Below are 24,669 nucleotides of genomic sequence, written 5' to 3'. Positions count from 1 at the left end.
TTATGCTCCTTCCTTTTTCGTCTTAGCCAAACGTTTCCAAGGCATACGCACATTGACAAAAAGTTGTCTCAGTGGAACTTTGTCATGTTTACTTTCGACACCAATAACATCAGCTCCAGCCGCTTTAATAAAAGCAAAGGCAATAAGAAACACATAAGCAAATAGCATGAGTGCATAAGCCGCTGCAGACCCATATCTTAAATTGGACGCTTCATCTTGAACCAGCATTGACAAGGTTTCCACGGAACCTTTTCGAGCACCGATTAGAATATAGGGCAAATCGAACATTCGCAGTGCATCCAGTAAGCGGAATAGCACCGCAATGATGAGAGCCGGCTTAACGAGCGGCAGCGTGATACGCCGAAAACGTTGCCATGCGTTGGCTCCGTCGATCTTCGCGGCTTCATATACTTCATCTGGAATAACTTGCAGTCCTGCCAGGGTTAACAGTCCAATGAAAGGAGCAGTCTTCCATGTGTCAGCGACAATTATTGCCATTTTCGCTGGAATATCCGAAGTTGCCCAAAGAATCTGCGTTCCCAAAAGTGCATTTGCTGCACCATGAGCATCGAAAATCCACTTCCATAAAATTGCCGAAACTGCGGTCGGTATGGCCCACGGAACTAAAATCGCAGCTCGCACTAAACCACGTCCGCGCATAGCTTTATGCATAATCAGTGCCATAGCAACGCCTAAAATAGTTTCTAGAACAACAGTGCATATGGCAAATAAGGTTGTATTATACGCCGCGTTCCAGAATCGTTCCCCAGACTCTCCTCGGAACATATTTGCATAGTTCTGTAAGCCTACAAATGGCTCTGTTTCATTCACGAAGCCAGTGTTAGGATCAATACCTTTAGCACCAAATAACGACTGATAGACTGCGGTAAGCGTTGGGAAAATGACGACAACGGTGATGACGATAATTGTAGGGGCTACCAAAAACCAAGCCAACCGAGCCTGGCGCTTGGCTGAGTCCCGTCTTTGTGCACGCGGCTGGATAACATCAAGATTCTGATGAGTTTTCTTCGCTGTACTCATTGTTTTCTCCGTACAAGGATCAGCATTTTGTGGTGGAACGATTCAAGTGTTCCACCACAAAACACTCACTTGATCAGCTGCGAAAGCTTCTCGGATAGCTGAGCAATAGCTTCGTCAGCAGTTTTTTCTCCCTTGAGGGCTGGGAATACCGCATCTTGGATTGCTGCAGTAACATCACCATAGTTAGCTACTTGTGGACGTGGTGAGGCGGCTTCAATAGATGCCTTAAGTACTGGCAAATATGGATACTCTTCAATGTTCTTTGCATCATCGTACAGTTCTGTATATATAGGTGCTAATGACATTTCTTTCAGCATGTAATCCGAAATATCTTTTGACGTGTAGAACTTAACGAAGTCCAAAGCGGTTGCTTTATTCTTGCAGAACGACGAAATCGCCGCGTTGTGCCCACCCAGCGACGAAGCACCAACGCTTCCTTCCTTGAAGCCAGGCATTGGAGCAACACCGAACTTTCCGTCGATAGTCTTAGCAGACAGAGAATACTGGTACGGCCAGTTCCGATAGAAGACAAGACGATCGCCCTCAAAAGCAGCTCGTCCTTCTTCTTCCTTATAAGTCAGAGCTTCTTGCGGAATCAGATCATTTTTGAACCCGTCCATAAGTTTCTGGAGCCCTGCTTTAGATTCAGGGGAATCGACAACGACTTTCCCTTCATCGTTGATGACCTCTCCGCCTGCCGAGTGAATCGCTTCATCAACATTCACTGTCAGACCTTCATACTTCGCAAACTGGCCACCATAACACCCGATATTTTCATGTCCTGGAATCTGGCGGACAGCTTCGCACTGCTTTTCCATATCATCCCAGGTCTTTGGAGCTTCCGTTATACCTGCCTGTTCCAGAAGATCTTTACGATAGTAGAGAATGCCACCATCCGAACCATGAGGCATCGCGTACAGATTTCCGCGATATTCACCAGTCTTCCACACCGGATCTAGTATTTCAGACTTGGGGAATTGATCTGCCGGAAGCTGGTCAATCCAGCGGTTTGCAGCAAATTCTGATACCCATACATTATCTACTGACAAGACACAGTATGCATCTGACTTTGTTTGGGCGTTCTGGATCATCGACTGACGCTGCTGGTCAGCTTCTGTAGATAGTTCAATCATTTTGACTTGTTCGTCTGGATGATCTTTATTCCACATCTCCATCACATTGACGAGCTTGCCGGAGTTGTCTTTACCCTGAACATAGGTAATCGGCCCTCGCCCCTCAAAATCTGATGGACTAGCGTTATCGTTGTTGCCCTCACCGCTACATGCAGCTAGCGTTGCCATAGTTATTGCGAGAGAAAAAAGTATTGAAAATGTCTTTTTCATGCTGCGAAACCCCTTTGTTGTCAAACATAGAAATTTTCTATCGACGCGCGCCGATAGAAAGATAATAACACATACTATGACACACGACACTATTTTGGAGAGTGTTGGTAAATTTAAAGTTATTTTCCGAGGCAGTTGCAAAGAGGAAGAACTATATAGCTTCAAAGCGTATATATCTCTGACACTTAAGTTTCTCTATAACTATCACACCGAAAGTAAAGTGAAAAACTATCCCGCAATCCAATATCGTCGAGTTATTATGCCCGAATTTGATACCGTATTTTCTAGCACTCCGTCGCATGACTCGATCGTTTTTCGGGAACCGATATTGGTTTGAGCGCACGTCACAAGCACCGGATCGATGCCTAGATTGTTCGCATACCTAACAGCCTGGCACAAAATCTCAGTCGCATATCCACGGCGCCGATACTCGGGGCGCACCCCGTAGCCAATATGTCCGCCATACTGGAGCAAATAGTCATTAAGCGCATGCCGAATACTCACGCGCCCAACAAGGGTATCCTCTACAAAAGCACCGAAAAATGTTGCGGGAACCCGCCCTTGGGGAAGATTCACTCCGGCACGCTCATCTGCAATCCGAGCCAAATAGTGCGACCACGTCTCATCATCACACTTCAGTAAGAAATCGAAACCGCTGCCAGCGAACTCTGCGTTTGCTTCTAACGCCTGAACTTCATCATCAGGGCCAAGCGGGCGTAAAAATAAGGCTGACATCGGCTGGTTCCTTTCTGGGGTGTCGTCAAAACCCGGCAATAGCGCAAACCTAGCTCATATACGCCTAGGTTTGCGCTATTGCCAAGATTCTAGACCGCTACACGTAGTAACAACAATCCTATCTGACACTGTTTAACCACTGTGCAACACTAACTATGCGTATAACAATTTCCCGGTGATTCGATTGCATACTCCCACCTACAACGAACTCGAATACCGCCAACGATGGCTACACAATCCAGACATGATGTCATACAACGCCGGGCGGCAGATTCCTTACCCTGGATACGATAACGCCACCGGATGTATCGACTGGCCCGAACACGAATGGACGCAATTCCTTAACGATTACTGTTCGGATGTTGTCCAAGCTGGCTATTTTTATCTCGTACAAATATCAACGGACCAATTTGTCGGTCACGCTCATTACCGAATTATCGACCGTGAGGCCCAAATAGGAATCAATATTGTTCCGAACATGCGTAACCAAGGACTCGCAACTCTGGCGTTACAACTCTTACTACAACATATCGAATCCATGACACAGGCAACCGTTGCAGTTAACGAATTTGAAAAATCGCGTATAGGTGCTGTTCGGCTTCATCGCAAACTTGGGTTTGTGCCACAGACTTCCGCTGAAAATTCCAGCAACCACCCGACTACCGGCGAGCCAATCGTGCGCTGGGTGTATCAGTTTCCACAGCGGGCTTGAGACTTGTCTCAACTCCTTCTAGACATATAAATCAAAACATCGACCCTCTGGCCACGGGTCATCGACCAGTCTGCCACACGTTTCAACATCGATACGCACTCCATTTACTAAAAAATTTTGAGCGTTCTAAACCTTCACGAATAAATCCGGCCGCATGAGCAACAAAGGCAGACTGCGGATTATTAACTCGATACCCTAACTCTAAGCGTTCCATACCGCCCTCAGACAATGCCCAATTAGCAATCGTTCGAGCTGCGATCGACGTCCATCCTCGTCCGCGATACTCCGCAGACATCCAATAGAAAAACCAGCCATTGCGGTTTTCTCTATCAAACGATACTCCGACAAGACCAACAGCGCGCCCATCACAATCAACCACCCAAGCATCCATCGAATCAGAATCAGTAAACTGCCGAATATATCTGCGGGCTTCCTCAAGCGTCGAGACATTTCCTTGGCGTTTCATATCAGGATCTGAGTGGAAAGCAGCGAGGATTGCAGGCGCATCCGCTTGTACAAATTTTCTTACGAAAACCATTCGTTATCCCTTTATTCGTCCATCATGATAAAAGTTCGACAAAGCTTTCGTGTGAGATCGTCTTGTGGGCTTCTTTAATACCAACAGCTTGGCGCTAAATACGCTTATATTCCTAACAGTTACTATGATTAGACACCATGAATCTGCACGAAAGCTCGTAACTCTGAACTAGAATAATCTTGAATTTCGGTGAAACCATGCTTCATATAAAAGGCTCGTTGCTGCTCCTCATTGTCAGTGAGTAACACTTTTTGGCGAACACCCGAATACGGTTCAAGCGCCAGCATCAATAGCCTACTTCCAACACTCGTCCGCTGAAACTCGGGAGAGACCAGGATGTCTTGGATATAAACAATTGTGGCACCATCAGACATCAGCCGACACAGGCCGATTAATTTACCGTTCTGGCGTGCCGTCACCACACGTGTTGATTGCCGTAACCCAGCAAGGAGAACTTCAAGTTGCTGAGTATAGGAGCTCCATCCTACAGAATCATATAACTGCTGGATCTCATCACCAGAAAACGTATCTGAGTCGGAAAATATTGCCTGCTTTTGTTCCATTTCTCATCCTTAATAGACGGTAACAACCTATCACTACATACACCGCGTCATCGACTGGTTCTTTCCTAGGGCGTCGTCAAAACCCGGCAATAGCGCAAACCTAGCTCATATACGCCTAGGTTTGCGCTATTGCCGAGATTTCCTACCGGCTAGCTTCTTATAGATCCAATGGTTACTAGTTTTGCGACTTGTTTCTATACAAAAACTGCGGGAGCCATGAACTCCCGCAGTTTTTAAGATCTAGAACAGCATCACACGTTAAACATGAACTCCACGACGTCACCGTCATTCATCACGTATTCTTTGCCTTCCATGCGAACCTTGCCGTGGGCTTTAGCTTCTTGCATCGAGCCATATTCCACGAGGTCCTCGAACGAAACAACCTGGGCCTTAATGAATCCGCGTTCGAAATCGGTGTGAATCACACCGGCCGCCTGTGGTGCGGTCCACCCCTTGCGGATCGTCCATGCGCGGGCTTCTTTTGGCCCGGCGGTCAAATAAGTCTGCAAGCCGAGGGTGTCGAAACCAACGCGCGCAAGCTTGTCCAAACCAGCTTCATCTTGTCCTGTTGATTCAAGCATTTCACGGGCTTCGTCTTCATCCAACTCGATAAGTTCGGCCTCAAACTTGGCGTCGAGGAAGATCGCTTCGGCTGGTGCCACGAGTTCACGGAGCTTGTCTTGCATCTCGGTGTTTGCCAGGCCTTCTTCGTCTGTGTTGAACACGTAGATGAATGGCTTGTTCGTCATGAGATGGAAGGTCTTGAGAATGTCCGGGTCTAAATCGCCACCGGCCGCATACAGGGTTTTGCCTTCTTCTAGGATAGCGAGCGCGGCTTGTGCGGTTTCCACGGTTTCCTTTGACACCTTGCGGTTTGTCAGCTCTTTTTGCAGGCGTGGTAGTTGCTTTTCAAGAGTCTGAATATCGGCAAGGACAAGTTCGGTGGTGATGGTGTCAATGTCAGATGCAGGATCGACGCGGCCATCGACGTGGGTGACGTCTGGGTCTGCGAATGCACGGGTGACTTGGCAGATCGCGTCGGCTTCACGAATGTTTGCGAGGAACTGGTTGCCCAGGCCTTCGCCTTCGGACGCACCACGCACGATTCCTGCGATGTCTACGAATGAGACGGTTGCAGGGAGAATCTTTTGGGATTCGAAAATTTCTGCGAGCGTGTTGAGGCGCGGGTCTGGAAGCGGCACGATACCGACGTTCGGTTCGATGGTTGCGAACGGGTAGTTTGCCGCGAGTACGTTTGCGCGGGTAAGTGCGTTGAATAAGGTTGACTTGCCGACGTTGGGCAGTCCTGCAATTCCGATTGTTAAAGCCACGGGTTTTATTTTAGTCCACGTCTTGCCGTGCGTCACTTTAGTTTGTTGTGGGGTTTGTTGCGACGACGACGGCGGTGCTCTCACCTGGGTGTTACCCAAAGTATGTGGGAGGTAGCTTTTAGACTGTAAACATGACTATTGATCTGGGTGTATTTTTGATTTTCATCGCCATCGCGTTGGCTAGTGGCGGAGCTATTGGCTGGTTCGCGGCGCTTAGCCAAGAGCGCGGGCGGGCTCAAGCTGTTCGTGATGAGCTCAGTCAGGCGCGTGCGGATGTACTTTTTGTGCGTGGCCAGGCAGAACAGCTTGAACGTGAAAATTCGTATCTTCACGAGCAAATAGATAGTAAGAACTCTACAGCTCAAGCCCTTGCTCCAATTTCTCAGCAGTTAGGTACAGTGGATTCGTTTGTTCGTGCGTTGGAATCAAAAACGACACAGCAGTTTTCTGCGTTAACTAATCAATTACAGACAGAGGCGCGGGTGTCGGCTCAGCTTTCGCGCACTACAGAATCATTGAATGCTGCGCTGCGGAATTCGACTGTTCGCGGTTCGTGGGGCGAAGTTCAGCTTCGGCGAATCATCGAAGTTGCAGGAATGTTAGAGCGCGTTGATTTTGATGAACAGCGGGCAAACTCGCAGTTCTCTGATTCGGGTCAAGGCAAAGGTCGTCCTGATGTCACTGTTCATCTTCCTAATGGCGCACATATCGCAATTGATGCCAAGGTTCCGATGGCCTCTTATCTTGCCGCTCATGACATATCGGAAACAGATCTGGAAGCTGCCAGCGAGCGTGCGGAGTTACTTCGTGCGCATGCAAAAGCTGTAAAGAATCATGTCGCTACGTTGAAGAAACGAAACTATCCGGCTGATTTTCCGCATTCCCCGCAACTAACGATTATGTTTTTGCCTTCTGAAGCGTTGTTGTCTGAAGCTTTGGAAGCTGATTCCCAGCTCTTAGAGTATGCGCTAGCAGATGGAATTATTTTGGCTTCGCCTGTTTCTTTGCTAGCTCTCCTGCGTTCAGTTGCCGCGGTTTGGCGTTCTGCCCAAGCTAGTGAGCAGGCCCAAGAGATCGTGATAGCTGGCAAACAACTTGTTGATCGCCTCTCAGTGTTCGTTGGGCATCTGAGCAAGCTTGGAAGCAGTCTGTCTTCCAGCGTCACGTCCTACAATAAGGCAGTATCATCTCTTGAATCTCGCGTTCTTGTCACCTATCGCAAATTCGATTCGCTGGGAGATAAGGCCACAGAGCTGACTGCCGCTACAGCCGTGCTCTCTTCCGATCAGACAGCGATTCGTGAACTGACCGCTACCGAATTCGATGATGTCTTGGGCGACAACACTGAGTTGGATGGCGGCAAGCAGCCTTAGTCCGACGAACCCTGCACCGGCTATTCGCCGGCAAGCCTACCGGTGCTACGTGCCGTTGATCGCTGCCGGGCCGTGCTGGTGTCACGTGCCTTATGTGGCCGATCAACGTCAACGCCCGTTGCTTTCAACTCGCCACGCAGATTCTTAGGTAACGAGAAATGTACGTCCTCTTGCACGGTAGACACCGGCTCAACAGACGTGAAGCCCCATGTTTTCAGTTGTTCCACAACATCGCGCACCAAAATTTCTGGGACTGACGCACCAGAGGTAACACCAATGGTTTGCGCATCTTTCAGCCATGCCTGATCGAGTTCAGCTGCCTTATCAACCCGATAAGCCGAACCAGCCCCGGCTTCCACAGCAACCTCAACCAGACGAACCGAGTTAGACGAATTAGCCGAGCCCACCACAATAACAACATCGCATTCGGGAGCCATCTTCTTCACTGATCCTTGGCGATTCTGTGTGGCATAGCAAATGTCATCACTTGGCGGATTGATCAAATTCGGGAACCGCTTGCGCAGCAAATCCACCGTCTTCATCGTTTCATCAACAGACAACGTCGTCTGCGAAATCCACACCACCCGGTCTGGATCACGAACGTCAACATTCGCAACATCCTCTGGGCCATTAACAACCTGGATGTGACTAGGAGCCTCGCCTTGAGTACCCTCAACCTCTTCATGTCCAGAATGGCCAATCAACAAAATGTCATAATCCTGATCCGCAAAACGTACCGCCTGCTTATGTACCTTCGTCACTAGCGGACACGTCGCATCGATGGTCTGCAACATGCGTTGCTCAGCCGCCTCATGAACAGCCGGCGCCACCCCATGAGCCGAAAAAACAACCCGAGCACCAACCGGAACATCATCCGTATCATGCACAAAAATAGCGCCACGCTTCGTCAACGTCTCAACCACAAACTTGTTGTGCACAATCTCTTTACGCACATAGACCGGCGGACCATACAACTCAAGCGCTTTTTCTACCGTATCTACAGCCCGGTCAACCCCCGCACAATACCCGCGCGGAGTCGCAATCAAAATACGTTTACCGTCCGAGTTAGGAGCAGAAGAAATCTCCGTTGGAAAAGCCGAAGCACCCGCCAACGACACAGCATCAGTCTCTACAGAATTATCAAGGTTCGTCACGCCTCAAGACTAACAGCTCCCCCGAATCATTGCTCATCGCCTCTGCACATCCAACCACAACCCGCTGGGACTTTCGCCCAAAATTTCAAAGCGGCACTGCACGTAAGATAAATTACAGTGAAAATTTGCTAGAAAACCACAGTAAAACCGGAGAATAGGCTAATTATGGCAGCACATGAACCCGTTGCCGTGCCGGCTACCTTGCCGCAGATGGCACGTGAAACCTCTCCGGAATCACCATGGCCATTGCGTTTGCTTAACGCGAAAATAGCTGAATATATCGCCAGGATGTCACGGCTATGGGTCGAGGGTGAAATTATTACGCTCACGCGCCGCCCCGGCGCCAAAGTTCAATTCTTTACCCTTGCTGACCTAGAAGAAAAATCGTCTATCACCTGCAAAATTTTCAGCCACGCACTACCCGAAGGAATCCAGTCCGGTTCCCGCGTAATTGTGTGTGCGAAACCAGATTTTTGGGCTGGAAACGGCAGCCTGTCACTTCATGTTGATGATGTGCGCACGGTCGGACTAGGCGATATTCTGGCTCGGATCGAAGCGCTGAAAAACAAGCTCGCCGCCGAAGGATTCTTCGCAGCAAGCCGAAAGAAACCGCTTCCTTTTCTTCCCAGATCTATCGGCTTGATCGTTGGCCGAAATACCAAAGCGCGTCACGACGTCGAAGTCAATGCTCGCGCCCGCTGGGCAAGCGCCCAATTCAAAGTCCGCGAAGTCGTTGTTCAAGGGCCAACCGCCGTATCAGAGATGATTCCTGCACTCGAAGAACTCGACGCAATCGCCGACGTCGATGTCATCGTTATTGCTCGCGGTGGTGGGTCTGTTGAGGATCTCCTCCCATTCTCAGACGAACGCCTACTTCGGGCGGTAGCCACCGCAAAGACTCCAGTTGTTTCCGCTATCGGCCACGAGACCGACAATCCGTTGCTAGACTACGTAGCTGATTTTCGCGCCTCAACCCCCACCGATGCCGCCCGCTCGATCGTCCCAGACGTCACCGAAGAACACACCAACTTAGTGCACGCACTACGCCGCGGCCGAATCGCCGTCGAAGCACTGCTGTCCCGAGCTCGCACGGATCTAGATACGCAACGATCCCGGCCTGCGCTGGCCCATCCCGAAACACTCATCGAAAGCCGCGAACTCGATTTAGAACAACTTCAGCAGTGGCTTCACAACAACCTCGATCGGCAACTTACCCGGCACACTGCCACCATCGACGCCACACTGGCTCGCTTGCGCACGCTCTCTCCTTTAGCCACGCTCAAACGCGGGTATGCTGTACTACGCAACGACTCCGGCGTCGTCACTTCTGTCAACAATGTCGCCACCGGGCAACCGCTCACCGCCCAACTTTCCGATGGAATCCTGAGTGCAACCATCACTGCGTCAGAAAGGACTGACTCATGAACCCACAAACCGCCGAGGAACTCGACGACGCCGTAGCCGCTTACTCCTATGAAGAAGCTCGCTCACAGCTGGTCGATATCGTTGCGCGCCTCGAACAAGGAAACATCCCTCTGGAAGAGGCACTCGAATTGTGGGAACGCGGTGAAGCCCTAGCCCGCCGCTGCGAAACCTGGCTGACAACCGCCCGCGAGCGCCTCGCGCAAGCACAGCAACGCACTGATGACGCACTCGCAACAAACCAAGGTGAGAACTGACATGTCCTTTATGGTTATCGGAGAATCACTCCTCGACGACGTCCAACGGGACCACACCCACACCACTCATCCCGGTGGTTCGCCGCTGAACGTGGCTTTGGGGTTGGCTCGTCTGGAACGTAGCGTCACCCTTGTGACTAGGATTGGGAACGACGACGCCGGCACGGACATCGCACATTTCCTTACTGCGGCAGGTGTAAAACTCTATCCTGGGTCCGTTGATAATCGGCCAACGTCAGTTGCCTACGCACAGCTAGATGAATTCGGGAACGCCTCATATACGTTCGATCTGCTTTCGGACTATCCGATGCCCCGATGCGATGCTGACGTGACAAAACCACGGCTCGTACATATCGGGTCGATTGGTGCACATCAAGAACCGGGCGCAACCACGTTACGGAAGTGGTTGGAGTGCTTAGACGGCCACTCTACTGTTTCTTATGATCCGAACGTGCGTATGGCGCTGATGGGGCCGCGCGAAAAGCTAGTGGCAGAAGTCGATGAGCTTATGCCGTATATCGACGTCGTCAAGGCTTCTATCGAGGATATGAAAGAAATACTCGGACCTACTACTCCAGAACAGAGTGCTGAATTCTTCTTAGAACGCGGAGCTCAACTAGTTGTTATTACCCGTGGTGCAGAAGGGCTCAACCTTGCCACCCCCGAAGCTGATATTCATGTGCCAGCAGTTAATGTGGGCGTTGTTGATACGGTTGGTGCTGGCGATGCGCTAATGGCGGCACTTATTGATGGTCTTGCGCGGATGAGCGTTCTCGGCGACGAAGACGGCGAAGCATTGCGCTCAATCTCACGGCAAGGCTTGGCCTCGTTGGGTGCTTATGCGGCGGCAGCAGCAGGAATTACTGTTGGACAGCCTGGTTCACACCTGCCGAGCCGAGAAGAATTAGCAAAATCGACGGAGCTTTACTCGCCAGATAACGGCTTCTAAGGCTGACTATTTTCCCTTGCGACGCTCTCGAACCGAGAAATCGCGCAACGCACGCAAGAAGTCGATGCGCCGGAAGTCTGGCCAGTAGGTTTCACAGAAATAAAGTTCAGTGTGAACGGTCTGCCAGAGCATGAAGCCGCTCATACGCTGTTCGCCAGAGGTACGGATGATGAGGTCAGGATCAGGCTGGCCCTTGGTGTAGATGTGATTCGTGATCGCGTCAACGCTAATTGACTGTGCGACGTCTTCGAGGGAAGCGCCCGAAGCAGCTTGTTCGCGCAAATAATCTTGCACGGCGCGCGTGATTTCTTGACGGCCGCCATAACCGATTGCTACGTTGACGACCATTCCGGTGTGGCCTTCGGACTTTTCTGCAGCAGTGCGTAACGCATGGGCGGCTTGTTGTGGGAGAAGTTCGAGATCCCCTAAAATGCGAATCTGCCACGACGGGTTTTTTGCTAGGTGTTCTACCGCCCCAACAATAATGGCGAGTAGTTCGCGAATTTCCGCTGCGGAACGTTGCAGATTATCGGTACTGAGCATCCACAATGTGACGATTGAAACGCCGGCTTCCTGCACCCAGCTTAGGACTTCTGAGATGTGGTCCGCACCCCGCCGGTGACCGTGCGCGGCAGGTGTTCCCAGGGCTTTTGCCCATCTGCGATTGCCGTCAAGAATGATTCCAACGTGGTGTGGGATCTGTTGTGGATTGATTTCACGAAGCAATCGTCGTTCATAAATACGGTAAAGAAAATCGTTCGCGAACATGAGACCGCCACCTCCTTGGAAACTATGTTGGTAAGTCCTGGTCTTAATAGTAGCCCGGTGACATAGTGTGTGCACCGTGAATCTGCATGGCGCGTGGAATAGGAATGTTAGCAAAGAAGGTATAGCCTGAAGATGAGAACAAGGAGATAATTATTAATGCATAACGAAAAAGAATCGTCTACTCCCATTCCACTCGAGCCGCTAAAACCGCAACTTCGGGGCTGGCTGCACGCTGTGACAGCGCCGCTGGCGTTGGCAAACGGCATCGTATCGGCGATTTTCGCTCCGGATGCGGGCGCTACTGTAGCCTGTTTAGTTTTCATGGCCGCTTCTTTTTTCTTGTTCGCCAATTCTGGCGTTTATCATATCGGCTCGTGGAGTCCTCGAGCGGATGCTGTTTTGCGGCGTATCGATCACTCTAATATTTTCTTCCTGATAGCCGGCACATATACGCCACTGTCAGTCATGCTGTTGCGTCCAATGGAGCAACTAACAGTGCTCCTTATCGTCTGGGGCGGGGCTTTTATTGGCTCGCTATCACGAATTTTCTGGCTCGATGCACCACGTTTTCTTTATGTTTCGCTCTATATCGCACTGGGTTGGGTAGCAGTTTGGTATCTACCCCAGTTCTGGACGAATGGTAGCCCCGCTATCGTGTGGCTAGTGTTAGCCGGCGGTATTTCCTACACCGTAGGCGCGGTGTTTTATGCGTTCTCATGGCCTAATCCGTGGCCACGAATGTGGGGATTCCATGAGTTTTTCCATCTTGGTACGCTGGGCGGGTTCGTGTGCCACGTGGTTGCTGTTTGGCTGGCTATTTTCGCCTGACACGTCTATCCGCTAGAGGCGAATCTAGGCCGTATTTATTGTCCTAGTGATCGTAAAGTGATACTGTCACATAAATATAGGGTCATGTCCACAGGCTGTGGACATGTCTTTTTTATCCAAGCTTCAAAACATACAACCCACTTGAAAAAATAAGGAGAATGCACATGGCTGAAAAAACATGGCTCTCACAAGAAACCTACGATCGTTTGAGCGCCGAGCTAGAGTATTTGAAAACTACTGGCCGTACTGAAATTGCGACGAAGATCGAAGAAGCTCGTTCTGAAGGCGATCTTCGCGAAAATGGTGGCTATCATGCTGCACGCGAAGAGCAGTCAAAGATGGAAGGGCGCATTCAAGAGCTTCAATATCTACTTGAGCATGCCGAAGTTGGCGATGCTCCACAGCAGGTTACGGAAGTTGCCCCGGGTCTAGTTATCACTGCTGAGGTCAATGGTCGGCAGAAGAAATTCCTCCTCGGTTCGCGCGAAGCTGCTGATTTCGTTGACATTGATGTCTACCCTGAAACAGCTCCACTTGGTTCTGCGATTATGGGCAAGAAGATTGGTGAGGAGACGTCCTACACTGCACCAAACGGTAAAGAATTTACTGTGAAAGTTCTCGGTATCGAAGCATTCCAAGGCTAGTTAATGATAACGAAAGATCAAGCATTACCAGATAACCCGAATCCGGTCCTTCCATCCCCAAAGCCACACACTGTGCTAGGTACGGACATCTTGGCCGAGCCTGAAGTTGGCCAGCAAGTTATTTACCTTGCTGGCGGTTGCTATTGGGGTGTGGAAGAGATCATGTGGCAACTGCCTGGCGTTGTCAGCACTGCAGTTGGCTTTATGGGTGGTTTTACTGCTAATCCCACATACCGTCAAACATGTACTGGGCTCACTGGTCATACCGAAACTGTGCGAGTAGTGTGCGAGGATGCCGCTCTTGGACAGGTCGTTAAGACGTTTTGGGAAATGCATGACCCGACGTCGTTGAACCGTCAGGGGAACGACGTCGGGACACAGTATCGGTCCGCGATTTTCGTGACGACGGCGCAGCAACAGGCCCTCGTGGAAGAATCGATTGCGCAATACAGTCGGGTGCTACACGATGCTGGAAAAGGCGAGATTGTTACCGAAGTACGAACAGCGCTGGATGCTGGACCGTTCTATCCTGCGGAGGATGAGCATCAGCAGTATTTGGATAAGAATCCGTTCGGGTACCGGTGTCATGCGGCCACGGGGATGCCGTGTCCTATGCCGGGTAGTGGTCCCTTAGCTACACCGTCTCCAACCGATTCTCCGTCTTTCATTAATCTTGATTAGAATACGTGTGTATTACTTTGACGAAAGGTGTAATGATGACAGTTGAACTTCCAGTCGTCTCCGGTTCTTTTGGAGACACACCAACTATCACGTATCCGACTCCCGAACCACCTCGCGGCTTGAAAGTTGTTCTTCTAGAAGAAGGCAACGGCAAGGTCGTACAGGCTGGCGACGAAGTCGAGGTGAACTACCACGGCCAAATCTGGAACGGAGAACTTTTTGACTCGTCGTATTTCCGCAGCGAGCCCACCCGTTTTCCAATCGGTGTCGGCATGGTTATCAAGGGCTGGGATCAGGCCCTAGTCGGCAAGCAGGTTGGTTCTCGTGTCATGATCATAGTGCCACCAGAGAAGGGCTACGGACCGGCCGGTAATCCACGTGCTGGCATTAAAGGTGATGACGTTCTGGTGTTCGTCGTCGATATTCTCGGAGTAACACAAACAGCTTTCTCCACGCATTTCACGCGTTAATGCACTACATAGTGTGGGGCCCGCATCATTGCAGATGCGGGCCCCACACTATGTCTGAGGTTAGCGGTTATCAGCTAAAATAGCGAGAATCCGAAGGACCTCAATGTAGATCCACAAGATCGTCATCACGATTGCTAGTGCGGTTGTCCAAGCAAAGTTAGCTGGGGCACCATTCTTGATTGCTTCGTTTACCTGCTCAAAATCAGCGATAAGCATGTATGCAGCAACAACAATCATTACTGCTCCAATGACCAACCCGATGGTACCAGAACGCAATCCGAAACCGTCGAGGAGACCAGTACCTACGAGAATCATGTTGACGAAGGTGAAAACCAAGTATCCGATTGCTATGACGAACACCATCTTGCGTCCACGCGGAGTTGTGCGGACTGCACCAGAATAGTGAAGACCCAATGTCACGGCAACAATCACTGCAGTAGCAAGGATTGCTTGGAATGCGATTCCAGGATAGAAAATATTAAATGCGGCAGTGATCGAACCGAGGGCCACACCTTCGAGCGCTGCATAACCAATAGCCAATGCGGGCGAAACCATCGGCTTGAATGCGGCTACCATGCCGACGCCAAAAGCCGCCAGGCTAGAGATCAGTGCAACTGCCGGCATCGATGGAAGTGGGACGATGAATGCGGCAAGGATTCCAGCAACAACTGTTACACCGAGGAGTAACGCTGTTTTGTTCATGGCATCCGTGTATGTCATACGGCCATCAGCCGGACGCGCATCGAATGCCGATACCGGCTGCGTAGGAACCTGCTGCTGAGCAAAACCAGCCTGATCGAACTGGTTCGGTCGCTGTGCCTGCCCGGTAAAATAAGGATTACGAGACATTACTGGGTTGCTCATAATTAGAACCTCCAAGTTTAGTGCGACGTGCGATCTGCACGTATAACTGCGTTAAGTCTAACGGATAACACAACTTAATCATGCTGTTATTTCTCTCGCGGGCGAAAACTCACCATTTTTTCAGGCAGTATCTAGCTCTGGGCGATATTTATCCACAGGTGTGACGGTGGCCATCAAATCTCCGGTAGACTGACTACTAGATTGTCACACAGTGAAAGGTTGTGATTACGTGATCAATATCGAACACCTATCCAAAAGCTATGGGAATGTTCAAGCCGTTCGCGACTTGTCCTTCTCTGTTCGCCAGGGAGCAGTGACTGGTTTTCTCGGACCGAACGGCTCGGGAAAATCGACGACGTTGCGGTGCATGCTCGGATTGGACAATCCAACAACTGGTGGTGCAACAATCGACGGCCACTCCTATGCGTCTAATCCGGCACCGATAACGAAAGTTGGTGCTCTTCTTGACGGCAAGGCGTTCAATCCAAAAATTTCAGCGCGCCGCCACTTAAACATCGTCGCTGCTACCCACGGCATTTCTAGTAGCCAGGTAGATCATGTCTTGCAGGTTGCTGGTATCGCTTCGGTGGCAAAGAAGAAAATTGGCGGCTTCTCGCTTGGCATGAATCAACGCCTAGGTATCGCTACCGCGCTTCTTGGTGATCCAGAATATTTGATTTTTGACGAACCAGTGAACGGTCTTGATCCAGATGGTGTCAAATGGGTACGAAACCTCATGCGCAATCTGGCAGCAGAAGGCCGTACCGTTCTAGTATCGTCGCATCTGATGGCAGAAATGGCGCTGACGGCTGACGACGTCGTCATTATCGGTCGCGGAAAGCTTCTCGACTCCGGCCCAATGGAAAAGTTCACTCATGCTAGCGCACACACCACAGTGAACATCGCGAGCCCCGACGCCGATGCACTGCACCGCGTCTTGGCCAATGCCGGTGTCACGTTTGACTTTTCACCTGCAACAGACACGCACCCGTCAGGATTGTTCGTCACATCCGATATGGAACGAGGCGAAGTCGGGCATCTACTCCACCAGCACAATATTGAAATACACGAACTATCCGAAACCCACTCCTCGCTTGAGGACGTCTTTATGGAGCTAACTGATAGCACGCTCGATTATCGTATGGGGATTAACCAAGGAGGCGCCCAGTGACCACGCCACATTACACATCTAAATTTGCTACTGGCGCCTACGGCAATACGTTTCTACGCGCGCTCAAGAGCGAGTTCCTTAAACTTCGTCAACGCTCTATGCGACTAACAGTCGGTATTTTTGGGGTGCTCATCGTTGCCAGTCTCGTCGTCGTAACTTCTATCCTGCGTTCGCAAGGAATAACGACGACGACGAACCTCAGCTCTGTTGCCCGGCAGGAGCCATTCTTCACTCTATGTGCGGTCATCATCGGTGCTCTCGCTGTGACAAGCGAATATTCTTCGAACACTATGCGAACCAGTACTCTTGCCACGCCTAAACGGGGCAAAGCTCTGGTCGCTAAAGTCCTCGCAACCGCCCTATATATGGGAATGGTTGCCGTCGTTATCGAAGCTTTGAGCGCCCTCGGGCTCGTGATTAGTTCCGGCGGCGAGTTGGAGGCTGATGGGCAGGCGGTTAGCACACTAGCATTACTGGTAGCGATCTCCACGATCGTCGCGGTGATGTCCTTAGGCATCGGCTATCTAGTACGCTCAATCGCGGCCACGATGGGAATCATGCTGTCCCTGATTCTTCTCTTGCCGTTGGTGGGACTCATATTTCTGCAGTTCGAAACCTACCGCACCCATATTCCACCGCTCTATCCGTCATCACTGATTTCCAGCGTGTTAGAGACAGAAACATCCATACTGATCGTTCCCGGAACTTCATATTCGCCAGGAGCCGCTTTCGCTATTTTGTGCGGATACGCGTTAGCGGCAGTGTTCTTCGGATACCTGCGCTACCGTAAGTCGGACGTCTAGCAGGCAACTGTAAAGGCCCGCAATACCTAGTATTGCGGGCCTTTAGTGCCTCCAGTGGGACTCGAACCCACACTGAACAGATTTTAAGTCTGCTGCCTCTGCCGATTGGGCTATGGAGGCACGGTAACGTAAGCTACCGAGATAATCCTAGTGGGTTAGGCACCAATTAAGCAAAATAAAAGACGTTATTCGTGTCATCATATGGTAATTTCCCACACTGTCAACGAGCTAAGCTCCTCCGACAGCGTAAACTTGTATTCGAATATGAGTAACTGAAGATAAACACAAGCTTCACCCAAAAGAAGAAATGGAGCTGGTAGATGCCACATCGCCAAAACCCAATCGCACGCTATCGCCGTGCCCTACATAACGAAGCGACCGCTGGGATAGTTCTTATCCTCGGGGCCGCCCTCGCACTCATCTGGGCGAATTCACCGTTGCGTGAATCGTACGCAACTCTATCGGAAACTGTTATCGGCCCACACTCACTCCACCTCGATATGCATGTCTCTCATTGGGCATCGGATGGCTTGCTAGCGATATTTTTCTTCGTCGTCGGGCTGGAACTCAAACATGAGTTCGTTGCTGGTTCACTTCGAGATGTGAAGCAGGCGCTCGTACCTATTCTGGCGGCAGTGTGTGGCATGGTTGGTCCTGTTTTCGTCTACGTACTTGTCCAGATCGTCACTGGTTCCCCGATCTACGACGGCTGGGCTGTTCCGGTGGCCACCGACATTGCGTTCGCACTGGCAGTCCTCGGCGTCTTTGGTAAAGGTTTCCCGCCAGCCGTACGTACGTTCCTCATGACACTCGCCGTCGTCGACGATCTGCTCGGCATCGTTATTATCGCTATTTTCTTCTCCGACGGCGTCGACTTCATTTTCTTAGGAGTCGCACTCCTCGTCGTCGCTTTTTTCGGAGTTCTGGTACAACGTCGAATTGTTCGCTGGTACCTGCTGTGGCCACTCGGCATCCTTGCCTGGTATTTCATGCATCTATCTGGTGTACACGCAACTATTGCCGGTGTCGCATTGGGCTTAACCGTTCCAGTGTTACTCCAGCGTGGCGAGCATGAACCGATGACGCAACGCTTAACCGACAGGATTGAATTTTATTCTGCAGGATTCATTCTTCCTATTTTCGCTTTCTTCGCTGCAGGTGTGAACGTTGTAGACTCTGGTGGCTTCGGTGAAATGCTGATAGATCCAGTTGCGGTAGGTATCTATCTAGGATTGCCTCTTGGCAAGTTCCTTGGCATTTTCGGTGGCGTCTTCCTCATGATCAAGGTTTTGGGGTTAAAGCTCGGCCATGGTGTTGACCTTCCTGATATTTTTGCCGTCTCGTGGGTTGCCGGGATCGGCTTCACAGTATCATTGCTGATTGCAACATTGAGTTTCGACGAAAGCAGTCCGCACGGTCCACATGCTCGCGTTGCAGTTCTGCTCGGGTCACTCTTAGCTTTAATAATCGGAGCAGTGTTCCTGCGTTGGCGTGCTGCCCAGCATCAGCGCGGTGCGGCACTCAAGCGCCGTCTGGAATCAGAGTCCCGTTCAAAGCATGCAACTCCTAAGCCAAAGAAATCAAAGAAGCGCAAGAAGTAGGGTGCTATTTCTTAACAAGTGTGGGGAGCACGTCCATCCGGGCATGCTCCCCACACTATATCTTCCTCAACGGTAGTCATGGAATAGATGACCGCGTATTGGCATCGCCGTATGGCAGGCGTAAGCCAGCCATTTAGTCTAAATATGGCATATTAGCATTGCTCGTTTACCGCATTCTTTTTAGATAGATGTTTTATATATAACACTGATTGTAAATTGTTATTTCAGGGATAAAGAAAATATAGAAGTACCCCGTTATGACAAATCCATAACGGGGTACTTCTATATCACTAGATGATCACCTAGCGAATTTGTTTTGCCGAATCATAGTGTCTTTTTACGGCGGATGATAAGACCACCAGCGGCAATCAGAGCGAGGGAGATGATCCCGAGTGCACCGATTTCCAGACCGGTCTTAGGTAGCTTCGGCTTCTCAGGTGTCAGGGATGGCTTATCTTCCATGACAACCTTGGCATCCTTAGCAGCAACAAACTTGTCACCCTGCTTGACCTCAACCTTGCCACCGTTCTTATCGAACGATACACGGAACGTAATAGCCTCAGCCTTCTCATAACCAAGCGGAGCCTGATCTTCAACCATGGTGTAAACACCCGACTTCAAACCAAAGACCTTAGCCTGACCCTCAGACATCCACTCATAGACAACCTTGCCATCAGCCTTCTCACCTTCAACAACCTTCAACGAAGCACCAGCCAACTCTTTACCCTGACCAGCAACAACCTTCGAGAACGTCACCTTAGCCTTAGAAAGCTCATCTTCCATGACAACCTTGGCATCCTTAGCAGCAACAAACTTGTCACCCTGCTTGACCTCAACCTTGCCACCGTTCTTATCGAACGATACACGGAACGTAATAGCCTCAGCCTTCTCATAACCAAGCGGAGCCTGATCTTCAACCATGGTGTAAACACCCGACTTCAAACCAAAGACCTTAGCCTGACCCTCAGACATCCACTCATAGACAACCTTGCCATCAGCCTTCTCACCTTCAACAACCTTCAACGAAGCACCAGCCAACTCTTTACCCTGACCAGCAACAACCTTCGAGAACGTCACCTTAGCTTCTTTTGGAGTGTACTTATTATCAAAAGCAACTACGACAGTCGTATCTTTACCAATAGTTAACTTCTGCTCGTTAGGCTTCACCAAGGTATAACCCTCAATATCTGCATTTCCGGTTTCTTTGACAGTACACTCCGTACCAATAGGGAACATATCCTGAGCAACAACAGGATCACCATTACCCTTAACGGTCAAATCACCTTTCTTGTCACCACAGGTGTAAGAAAACTTAAATTCCTTACCCTTACCGTCTTCACCAGCAAGACCAGTAACAGTCTTCTTCACCTGGAAAGTACCCTCAGCAGGCTTAACCTTCTCATAGTGGTTGACAAAATTAAACTCTAGAGTCTTTTCCTTGCCAATAGTTAACTTCTGCTCGTTAGGCTTCACCAAGGTATAACCCTCAATATCTGCATTTCCGGTTTCTTTGACAGTACACTCCGTACCAATAGGGAACATATCCTGAGCAACAACAGGATCACCATTACCCTTAACGGTCAAATCACCTTTCTTGTCACCACAGGTGTAAGAAAACTTAAATTCCTTACCCTTACCGTCTTCACCAGCAAGACCAGTAACAGTCTTCTTCACCTGGAAAGTACCCTCAGCAGGCTTAACCTTCTCATAGTGGTTGACAAAATTAAACTCTAGAGTCTTATCCTTGCCAATAGTTAACTTCTGCTCGTTAGGCTTCACCAAGGTATAACCCTCAATATCTGCATTTCCGGTTTCTTTGACAGTACACTCCGTACCAATAGGGAACATATCCTGAGCAACAACAGGATCACCATTACCCTTAACGGTCAAATCACCTTTCTTGTCACCACAGGTGTAAGAAAACTTAAATTCCTTACCCTTACCGTCTTCACCAGCAAGACCAGTAACAGTCTTCTTCACCTGGAAAGTACCCTCAGCAGGCTTAACCTTCTCATAGTGGTTGACAAAATTAAACTCTAGAGTCTTATCCTTGCCAATAGTTAACTTCTGCTCGTTAGGCTTCACCAAGGTATAACCCTCAATATCTGCATTTCCGGTTTCTTTGACAGTACACTCCGTACCAATAGGGAACATATCCTGAGCAACAACAGGATCACCATTACCCTTAACGGTCAAATCACCTTTCTTGTCACCACAGGTGTAAGAAAACTTAAATTCCTTACCCTTACCGTCTTCACCAGCAAGACCAGTAACAGTCTTCTTCACCTGGAAAGTATTAACTGTTGGCTTTTCACGTGTCAGGATGTTTTGATTTTTTTTGTTCTGAGCTTCGTAGATACCAATACCAATTGTGCTGTATTCAAAATATTTTATTTGAACTGATTGTTCAAGAATTCTTTTCACTAAATCGTTGATTTTATTCTGTGTTTCTTTTGGAAAATGCTTCGTGCGCGAAAATGCAGGATTGGGACCAGCTTTTTCATGGTCTGTCAAACTCCAAATAGCACCCTGCACTGCCAAAAAATACGCTTCTTTTTCCGGTGCACGGTGGTCTTCAAAACCTATCTTACCCTTAAACGTATCTGCAACTTTTTCAAGTTCTTCTCGATGGTTTTCGGAATATTTGATAACTTGCTTAACGCGCGTTAAAAGCTGTTCAGCACTATCAGTTACAGGACCATCTACCAGGTTTTTAAGATTTTCTGCAGTTGGATCTAACCTTTTAAACAGCGGGTTCTTATGGCCCCATCGATCCAAAAACTTTTTAGTTAGATTAATACACCAACCATCAACTTCAGTTTTGCCATCTTTAATTTTCAGCACGTTACCATCTGAAGACATATAACCTTCATACGTGTAATCATCAGCGCTGGCTACCTGACTAAACGAGCCAAACATCAACATAACCGTCAATATGAGGCTCGCAAATTTCGCGATTTTTTTCATTAGCGAATCCTTTCTACTGAAGCGTACTGGGTTTTGTTCCGCTTCACTACAGTACTCGCAGTATATTATGCCAAACCGAGCTTTATGCACACCTTTTGGAAAATGTGAAATAAACACACGAATACACACAATTTTAGACATGGTGTCAGAAAGTATGATGGCGTAAAACCTCTAAGCTATACACCCGCCGCCATTAACGCAAGGCCATCTAAAATATCATGCTCAGAAATAGTAATAGACTCGAGCTGGTGGCCGGCTTCAGCGCTGCGCTGAGCAATCCGATGAATGACTTCTTGCCACACCAGTGCCCCGGCTCCCATCACATCAGCCCGGCGCGGATGCAAGAATGGAACCGCCTGCCGCTGCGCCAGCGTCGAGTCAATAAACCACTGTGTTGTCTCATCGATCTGCGCCACAGACATCTGGAGCCCATGGATCCGATCCGAGTCATATTCAGTCAGATCCAATGTCAACGCGGCTACCGAGGTAATAGTGCCAGCCAAACCTAGCACAGTGCGCGCCTGGCTCAGATCAACCACACGTTCCGCCTCATCCAGTGCCTGCGCAATATCTTGCCGGGCAGCAGTGATTTCCTCCGCCGTCGCCGGATCGGACACCATCCGACGCTCCCGCATCCGGACCGATCCAACATCCATAGAGAAGGCACTCAGCACGTTTCCATCACTGTCACCAAGTACCAGCTCTGTTGAGCCACCACCAAGATCAACCGCAACTAGCGGACCAGCTGGATTATGCACCGCGCTCATTGCTCCCGCGAACGACGTTCGAGCTTCTTCTTCACCGCTCAACACCCGTGGCCAGACACCGAGCCGGTCATAAACACCGTCGATAAAAATATCCCTGTTTGAGGCATCGCGAGTGGCAGAGGTCGCCGCAAACACAACAGCTTCACACTGATGCTGCTTAATAAGCTGCGCATATTCATCAATTGCCGCAAACGTTCGCTCCAACGCCTGCGGATCAAACCAACCGGTTCGGTCAACACCCTGGCCTAATCGCACAATATGCATGGTACGAACCACGTCAGTTAAAACACCATCAGCATCAACATCTGCAATCAGCAACCTGATGGAATTCGTACCACAATCAATTCCAGCAACTCGCACAAGAACCTCCCTCAGTGCTGTATCAGGCAGTGGCTTCGTCGTCGTCACTAGAACAATGACACACGTTAGGATCCCAGCCCGCTTGTGCCAATGCCTCGTCTCCGGCCGGGCACACTCCAGGCCCCACAGCCAACGCATACCCAGCTAACGCATGCAAGCACTTCACGCGATCTGGCATCCCGCCAGCAGACTTCCCGGCGATCTCCGGCACCTCGTCCAACAAGTCACGACGAGCAACATACGATTCATGTGCCCGAACATGGCCAGCTGCAAACTCTGGATCAGCCGCGAGCCGATCGTTATATGCCACCATCTCCCCTGAACTTTCAATCCGTGAAATCTCACGAACCAGCCACGGATACGACAGATAAAACAACGTTGGAAACGGCGAACCATCCGGGAGCCGCGGGTAAGTAATCGTCACGGCCGGAGCACCACACGCACACCGCGCACCAATTCCAACAAGACCACGCGGATCTCGCCCTAATTGCCGGGTCAAGATTTCCCGATCACCGGGGCGAATCTCCGTCGCGTTCGCAGCGACGCGTTGGAGCACATCAAGGGAAACAGATGTCATTTCTTCGTATCCTTCGTATCGGTGGAATCTTGCGATTCCGGCATTAAATTGTCATTCAATATTGGGGTATGCTGCGGATTTTTCCGTTCCCCGACCTGGCCAGCAATATCAAGTGAATCCCAACCAGTAACAAAAAACGGTGTTTGTTCGCGGCGCAACCGCGTTACTTCCTCAGCACGCGCATTCAAGCGTTCGGTTGCATCACCTTTTTGCGGATCCGTCGTCGTATAAAGAGTTTGCCCAGGCATCACAAAACCGAGACGTTCGCGCGCTTTGGACTGAATATAAACCGGATCGTTCCACAGCTCTTTTTCTTCTTCCAGCGATTCCACGCGGTCCTTAACCAATGCCAACTCTGCTTTGGCTTCCCGGATTTCTTCCTGTTGCGCCAAATACTGTGTGAGCGGATTAGCTACAATCAGCACGGCTAACAGCACGAACAACACGATCGATGCCAGACGCAACGAAATACGATGCGTTGTGTTTTGGCCTTCAATAACTAAATGATGTTCTTGAGTAAACCGACTACGTGCGCCCGATTCTGTCTTTCGTGACGACGGCGCTACGGGCCGGGTCTTACTTTTAACATTATTGCGCCCGGCCCCAGGTTTCATCGGCTGCGCCTGTTGTTTAGGCACACGAAATGATCCGGGCTTGCCGGATGATGAACGATGAGAAGGACGACGAACCATGCTTATAAGTCTAGAGGTCTCGTAGCCAAAACGGGAGACGGCGCTGGTGAGCCACCAC

Annotated in this window: 25 protein-coding genes and 1 tRNA gene; 12 read left to right on the top strand and 14 right to left on the bottom strand. The window is 50.0% G+C overall.

Going from position 1 to position 24,669, the window contains the following annotated elements; translation table 11 throughout:
- The 3 genes from BLT51_RS03705 to BLT51_RS03695 all read right to left on the bottom strand — a co-directional run bounded on the left by BLT51_RS03705 (window position 1) and on the right by BLT51_RS03695 (window position 3,119).
- Entirely contained in the window at window positions 1–1,041 is a 1,041-nt protein-coding gene (locus BLT51_RS03705; RefSeq protein ID WP_091280061.1) for a carbohydrate ABC transporter permease, read from the bottom strand.
- Between the two features lie 65 nt (window positions 1,042–1,106).
- Window positions 1,107–2,384 carry an ABC transporter substrate-binding protein gene (locus BLT51_RS03700; protein ID WP_091280058.1) on the bottom strand — a complete coding sequence of 426 codons (1,278 nt, stop codon included), beginning with the start codon at window positions 2,382–2,384 and terminating at the stop codon, window positions 1,107–1,109.
- 228 nt (window positions 2,385–2,612) lie between these two features.
- Window positions 2,613–3,119: a GNAT family N-acetyltransferase gene (locus BLT51_RS03695; RefSeq protein ID WP_091280054.1), complete on the bottom strand. Its 507-nt coding sequence runs from the start codon at window positions 3,117–3,119 to the stop codon at window positions 2,613–2,615.
- 175 nt (window positions 3,120–3,294) lie between these two features.
- Between BLT51_RS03695 and BLT51_RS03690 the strand changes: the two genes are divergently transcribed.
- On the top strand, window positions 3,295–3,831 hold the full coding sequence (locus BLT51_RS03690; RefSeq protein ID WP_091280051.1) for a GNAT family N-acetyltransferase: 537 nt from the start codon (window positions 3,295–3,297) through the stop codon (window positions 3,829–3,831).
- Window positions 3,832–3,913: 82 nt separating this feature from the next.
- Here BLT51_RS03690 and BLT51_RS03685 read toward each other — a convergent pair whose 3' ends face one another.
- From BLT51_RS03685 to ychF, 3 genes are all read right to left on the bottom strand, one after another.
- On the bottom strand, window positions 3,914–4,369 hold the full coding sequence (locus BLT51_RS03685; RefSeq protein ID WP_231943983.1) for a GNAT family N-acetyltransferase: 456 nt from the start codon (window positions 4,367–4,369) through the stop codon (window positions 3,914–3,916).
- Between the two features lie 128 nt (window positions 4,370–4,497).
- On the bottom strand, window positions 4,498–4,932 hold the full coding sequence (locus BLT51_RS03680) for a GNAT family N-acetyltransferase (RefSeq protein WP_091280049.1): 435 nt from the start codon (window positions 4,930–4,932) through the stop codon (window positions 4,498–4,500).
- A gap of 251 nt (window positions 4,933–5,183) precedes the next feature.
- Entirely contained in the window at window positions 5,184–6,263 is a 1,080-nt protein-coding gene (ychF, locus tag BLT51_RS03675) for a redox-regulated ATPase YchF (protein ID WP_091280045.1), read from the bottom strand.
- Between the two features lie 131 nt (window positions 6,264–6,394).
- Here ychF and BLT51_RS03670 point away from each other — a divergent pair, with 131 nt between their 5' ends.
- On the top strand, window positions 6,395–7,636 hold the full coding sequence (locus BLT51_RS03670; RefSeq protein WP_091280042.1) for a DNA recombination protein RmuC: 1,242 nt from the start codon (window positions 6,395–6,397) through the stop codon (window positions 7,634–7,636).
- 20 nt (window positions 7,637–7,656) lie between these two features.
- Here the strand turns inward: BLT51_RS03670 and BLT51_RS03665 are convergent, their stop codons facing one another.
- Window positions 7,657–8,748 carry a 4-hydroxy-3-methylbut-2-enyl diphosphate reductase gene (locus BLT51_RS03665; RefSeq protein WP_231943994.1) on the bottom strand — a complete coding sequence of 364 codons (1,092 nt, stop codon included), beginning with the start codon at window positions 8,746–8,748 and terminating at the stop codon, window positions 7,657–7,659.
- Window positions 8,749–8,955: 207 nt separating this feature from the next.
- Between BLT51_RS03665 and xseA the strand changes: the two genes are divergently transcribed.
- The 3 genes from xseA to BLT51_RS03650 are packed head-to-tail and all read left to right on the top strand — an operon-like array spanning window position 8,956 to window position 11,418.
- Window positions 8,956–10,215 (top strand): exodeoxyribonuclease VII large subunit, encoded by a 1,260-nt coding sequence (gene xseA / locus BLT51_RS03660; RefSeq protein WP_091280040.1) that lies wholly within the window; start codon window positions 8,956–8,958, stop codon window positions 10,213–10,215.
- Window positions 10,212–10,469, top strand: a complete 258-nt coding sequence (locus tag BLT51_RS03655) for an exodeoxyribonuclease VII small subunit (RefSeq protein ID WP_091280037.1) — start codon at window positions 10,212–10,214, stop codon at window positions 10,467–10,469. The genes xseA and BLT51_RS03655 overlap by 4 nt, the downstream gene beginning before the upstream one ends.
- A 1-nt stretch (window position 10,470) precedes the next feature.
- Window positions 10,471–11,418 carry a carbohydrate kinase family protein gene (locus BLT51_RS03650; protein WP_157672885.1) on the top strand — a complete coding sequence of 316 codons (948 nt, stop codon included), beginning with the start codon at window positions 10,471–10,473 and terminating at the stop codon, window positions 11,416–11,418.
- Window positions 11,419–11,424: 6 nt separating this feature from the next.
- On the opposite strand, the gene BLT51_RS03645 is transcribed toward BLT51_RS03650, so the two are convergent.
- Window positions 11,425–12,186 carry an isoprenyl transferase gene (locus BLT51_RS03645; RefSeq protein WP_091280032.1) on the bottom strand — a complete coding sequence of 254 codons (762 nt, stop codon included), beginning with the start codon at window positions 12,184–12,186 and terminating at the stop codon, window positions 11,425–11,427.
- A gap of 156 nt (window positions 12,187–12,342) precedes the next feature.
- Between BLT51_RS03645 and trhA the strand changes: the two genes are divergently transcribed.
- From trhA to BLT51_RS03625, 4 genes are all read left to right on the top strand, one after another.
- A complete protein-coding gene (trhA, locus tag BLT51_RS03640) occupies window positions 12,343–13,014 on the top strand; it encodes a PAQR family membrane homeostasis protein TrhA (protein ID WP_091280029.1) in 672 nt (223 codons plus the stop codon).
- A gap of 164 nt (window positions 13,015–13,178) precedes the next feature.
- Window positions 13,179–13,658: a transcription elongation factor GreA gene (gene greA / locus BLT51_RS03635; protein WP_091280028.1), complete on the top strand. Its 480-nt coding sequence runs from the start codon at window positions 13,179–13,181 to the stop codon at window positions 13,656–13,658.
- A gap of 3 nt (window positions 13,659–13,661) precedes the next feature.
- Complete coding sequence (gene msrA, locus BLT51_RS03630) at window positions 13,662–14,339, top strand: peptide-methionine (S)-S-oxide reductase MsrA (RefSeq protein WP_091280025.1); 678 nt, start codon at window positions 13,662–13,664, stop codon at window positions 14,337–14,339.
- A 32-nt stretch (window positions 14,340–14,371) separates the two neighbouring features.
- Window positions 14,372–14,809: an FKBP-type peptidyl-prolyl cis-trans isomerase gene (locus BLT51_RS03625; RefSeq protein ID WP_253281457.1), complete on the top strand. Its 438-nt coding sequence runs from the start codon at window positions 14,372–14,374 to the stop codon at window positions 14,807–14,809.
- Window positions 14,810–14,869: 60 nt separating this feature from the next.
- On the opposite strand, the gene BLT51_RS03620 is transcribed toward BLT51_RS03625, so the two are convergent.
- On the bottom strand, window positions 14,870–15,673 hold the full coding sequence (locus BLT51_RS03620) for a Bax inhibitor-1/YccA family protein (protein WP_091280021.1): 804 nt from the start codon (window positions 15,671–15,673) through the stop codon (window positions 14,870–14,872).
- A gap of 229 nt (window positions 15,674–15,902) precedes the next feature.
- Here BLT51_RS03620 and BLT51_RS03615 point away from each other — a divergent pair, with 229 nt between their 5' ends.
- Both BLT51_RS03615 and BLT51_RS03610 read left to right on the top strand, forming a co-directional pair.
- Complete coding sequence (locus BLT51_RS03615) at window positions 15,903–16,844, top strand: ABC transporter ATP-binding protein (protein ID WP_091280020.1); 942 nt, start codon at window positions 15,903–15,905, stop codon at window positions 16,842–16,844.
- The gene (locus BLT51_RS03610) at window positions 16,841–17,647 is read left to right on the top strand and encodes an ABC transporter permease subunit (protein WP_091280017.1); all 807 of its coding nucleotides are present in this window, start codon (window positions 16,841–16,843) and stop codon (window positions 17,645–17,647) included. Before BLT51_RS03615 ends, BLT51_RS03610 begins: the two co-directional genes overlap by 4 nt.
- A gap of 46 nt (window positions 17,648–17,693) precedes the next feature.
- On the opposite strand, the gene BLT51_RS03605 is transcribed toward BLT51_RS03610, so the two are convergent.
- Window positions 17,694–17,767: transfer RNA gene (locus tag BLT51_RS03605), tRNA-Leu, on the bottom strand.
- Window positions 17,768–17,967: 200 nt separating this feature from the next.
- Between BLT51_RS03605 and nhaA the strand changes: the two genes are divergently transcribed.
- On the top strand, window positions 17,968–19,248 hold the full coding sequence (gene nhaA, locus BLT51_RS03600; RefSeq protein ID WP_091280014.1) for a Na+/H+ antiporter NhaA: 1,281 nt from the start codon (window positions 17,968–17,970) through the stop codon (window positions 19,246–19,248).
- A gap of 324 nt (window positions 19,249–19,572) precedes the next feature.
- On the opposite strand, the gene BLT51_RS03595 is transcribed toward nhaA, so the two are convergent.
- From BLT51_RS03595 to BLT51_RS03580, 4 genes are all read right to left on the bottom strand, one after another.
- The gene (locus BLT51_RS03595) at window positions 19,573–22,215 is read right to left on the bottom strand and encodes a DUF5979 domain-containing protein (protein WP_091280012.1); all 2,643 of its coding nucleotides are present in this window, start codon (window positions 22,213–22,215) and stop codon (window positions 19,573–19,575) included.
- A gap of 176 nt (window positions 22,216–22,391) precedes the next feature.
- Window positions 22,392–23,342 carry a Ppx/GppA phosphatase family protein gene (locus BLT51_RS03590; protein WP_091280009.1) on the bottom strand — a complete coding sequence of 317 codons (951 nt, stop codon included), beginning with the start codon at window positions 23,340–23,342 and terminating at the stop codon, window positions 22,392–22,394.
- A 22-nt stretch (window positions 23,343–23,364) separates the two neighbouring features.
- Window positions 23,365–23,919: a DUF501 domain-containing protein gene (locus BLT51_RS03585; RefSeq protein WP_091280004.1), complete on the bottom strand. Its 555-nt coding sequence runs from the start codon at window positions 23,917–23,919 to the stop codon at window positions 23,365–23,367.
- Window positions 23,916–24,611: an FtsB family cell division protein gene (locus tag BLT51_RS03580; protein ID WP_091280003.1), complete on the bottom strand. Its 696-nt coding sequence runs from the start codon at window positions 24,609–24,611 to the stop codon at window positions 23,916–23,918. The genes BLT51_RS03585 and BLT51_RS03580 overlap by 4 nt, the downstream gene beginning before the upstream one ends.
- Window positions 24,612–24,669: the final 58 nt, after the last annotated feature.

Origin of the sequence: Arcanobacterium phocae, assembly GCF_900105865.1 — a bacterium.
GTDB lineage: Bacteria > Actinomycetota > Actinomycetes > Actinomycetales > Actinomycetaceae > Arcanobacterium > Arcanobacterium phocae.
This window is presented reverse-complemented; position numbering and strand designations above follow the sequence as displayed.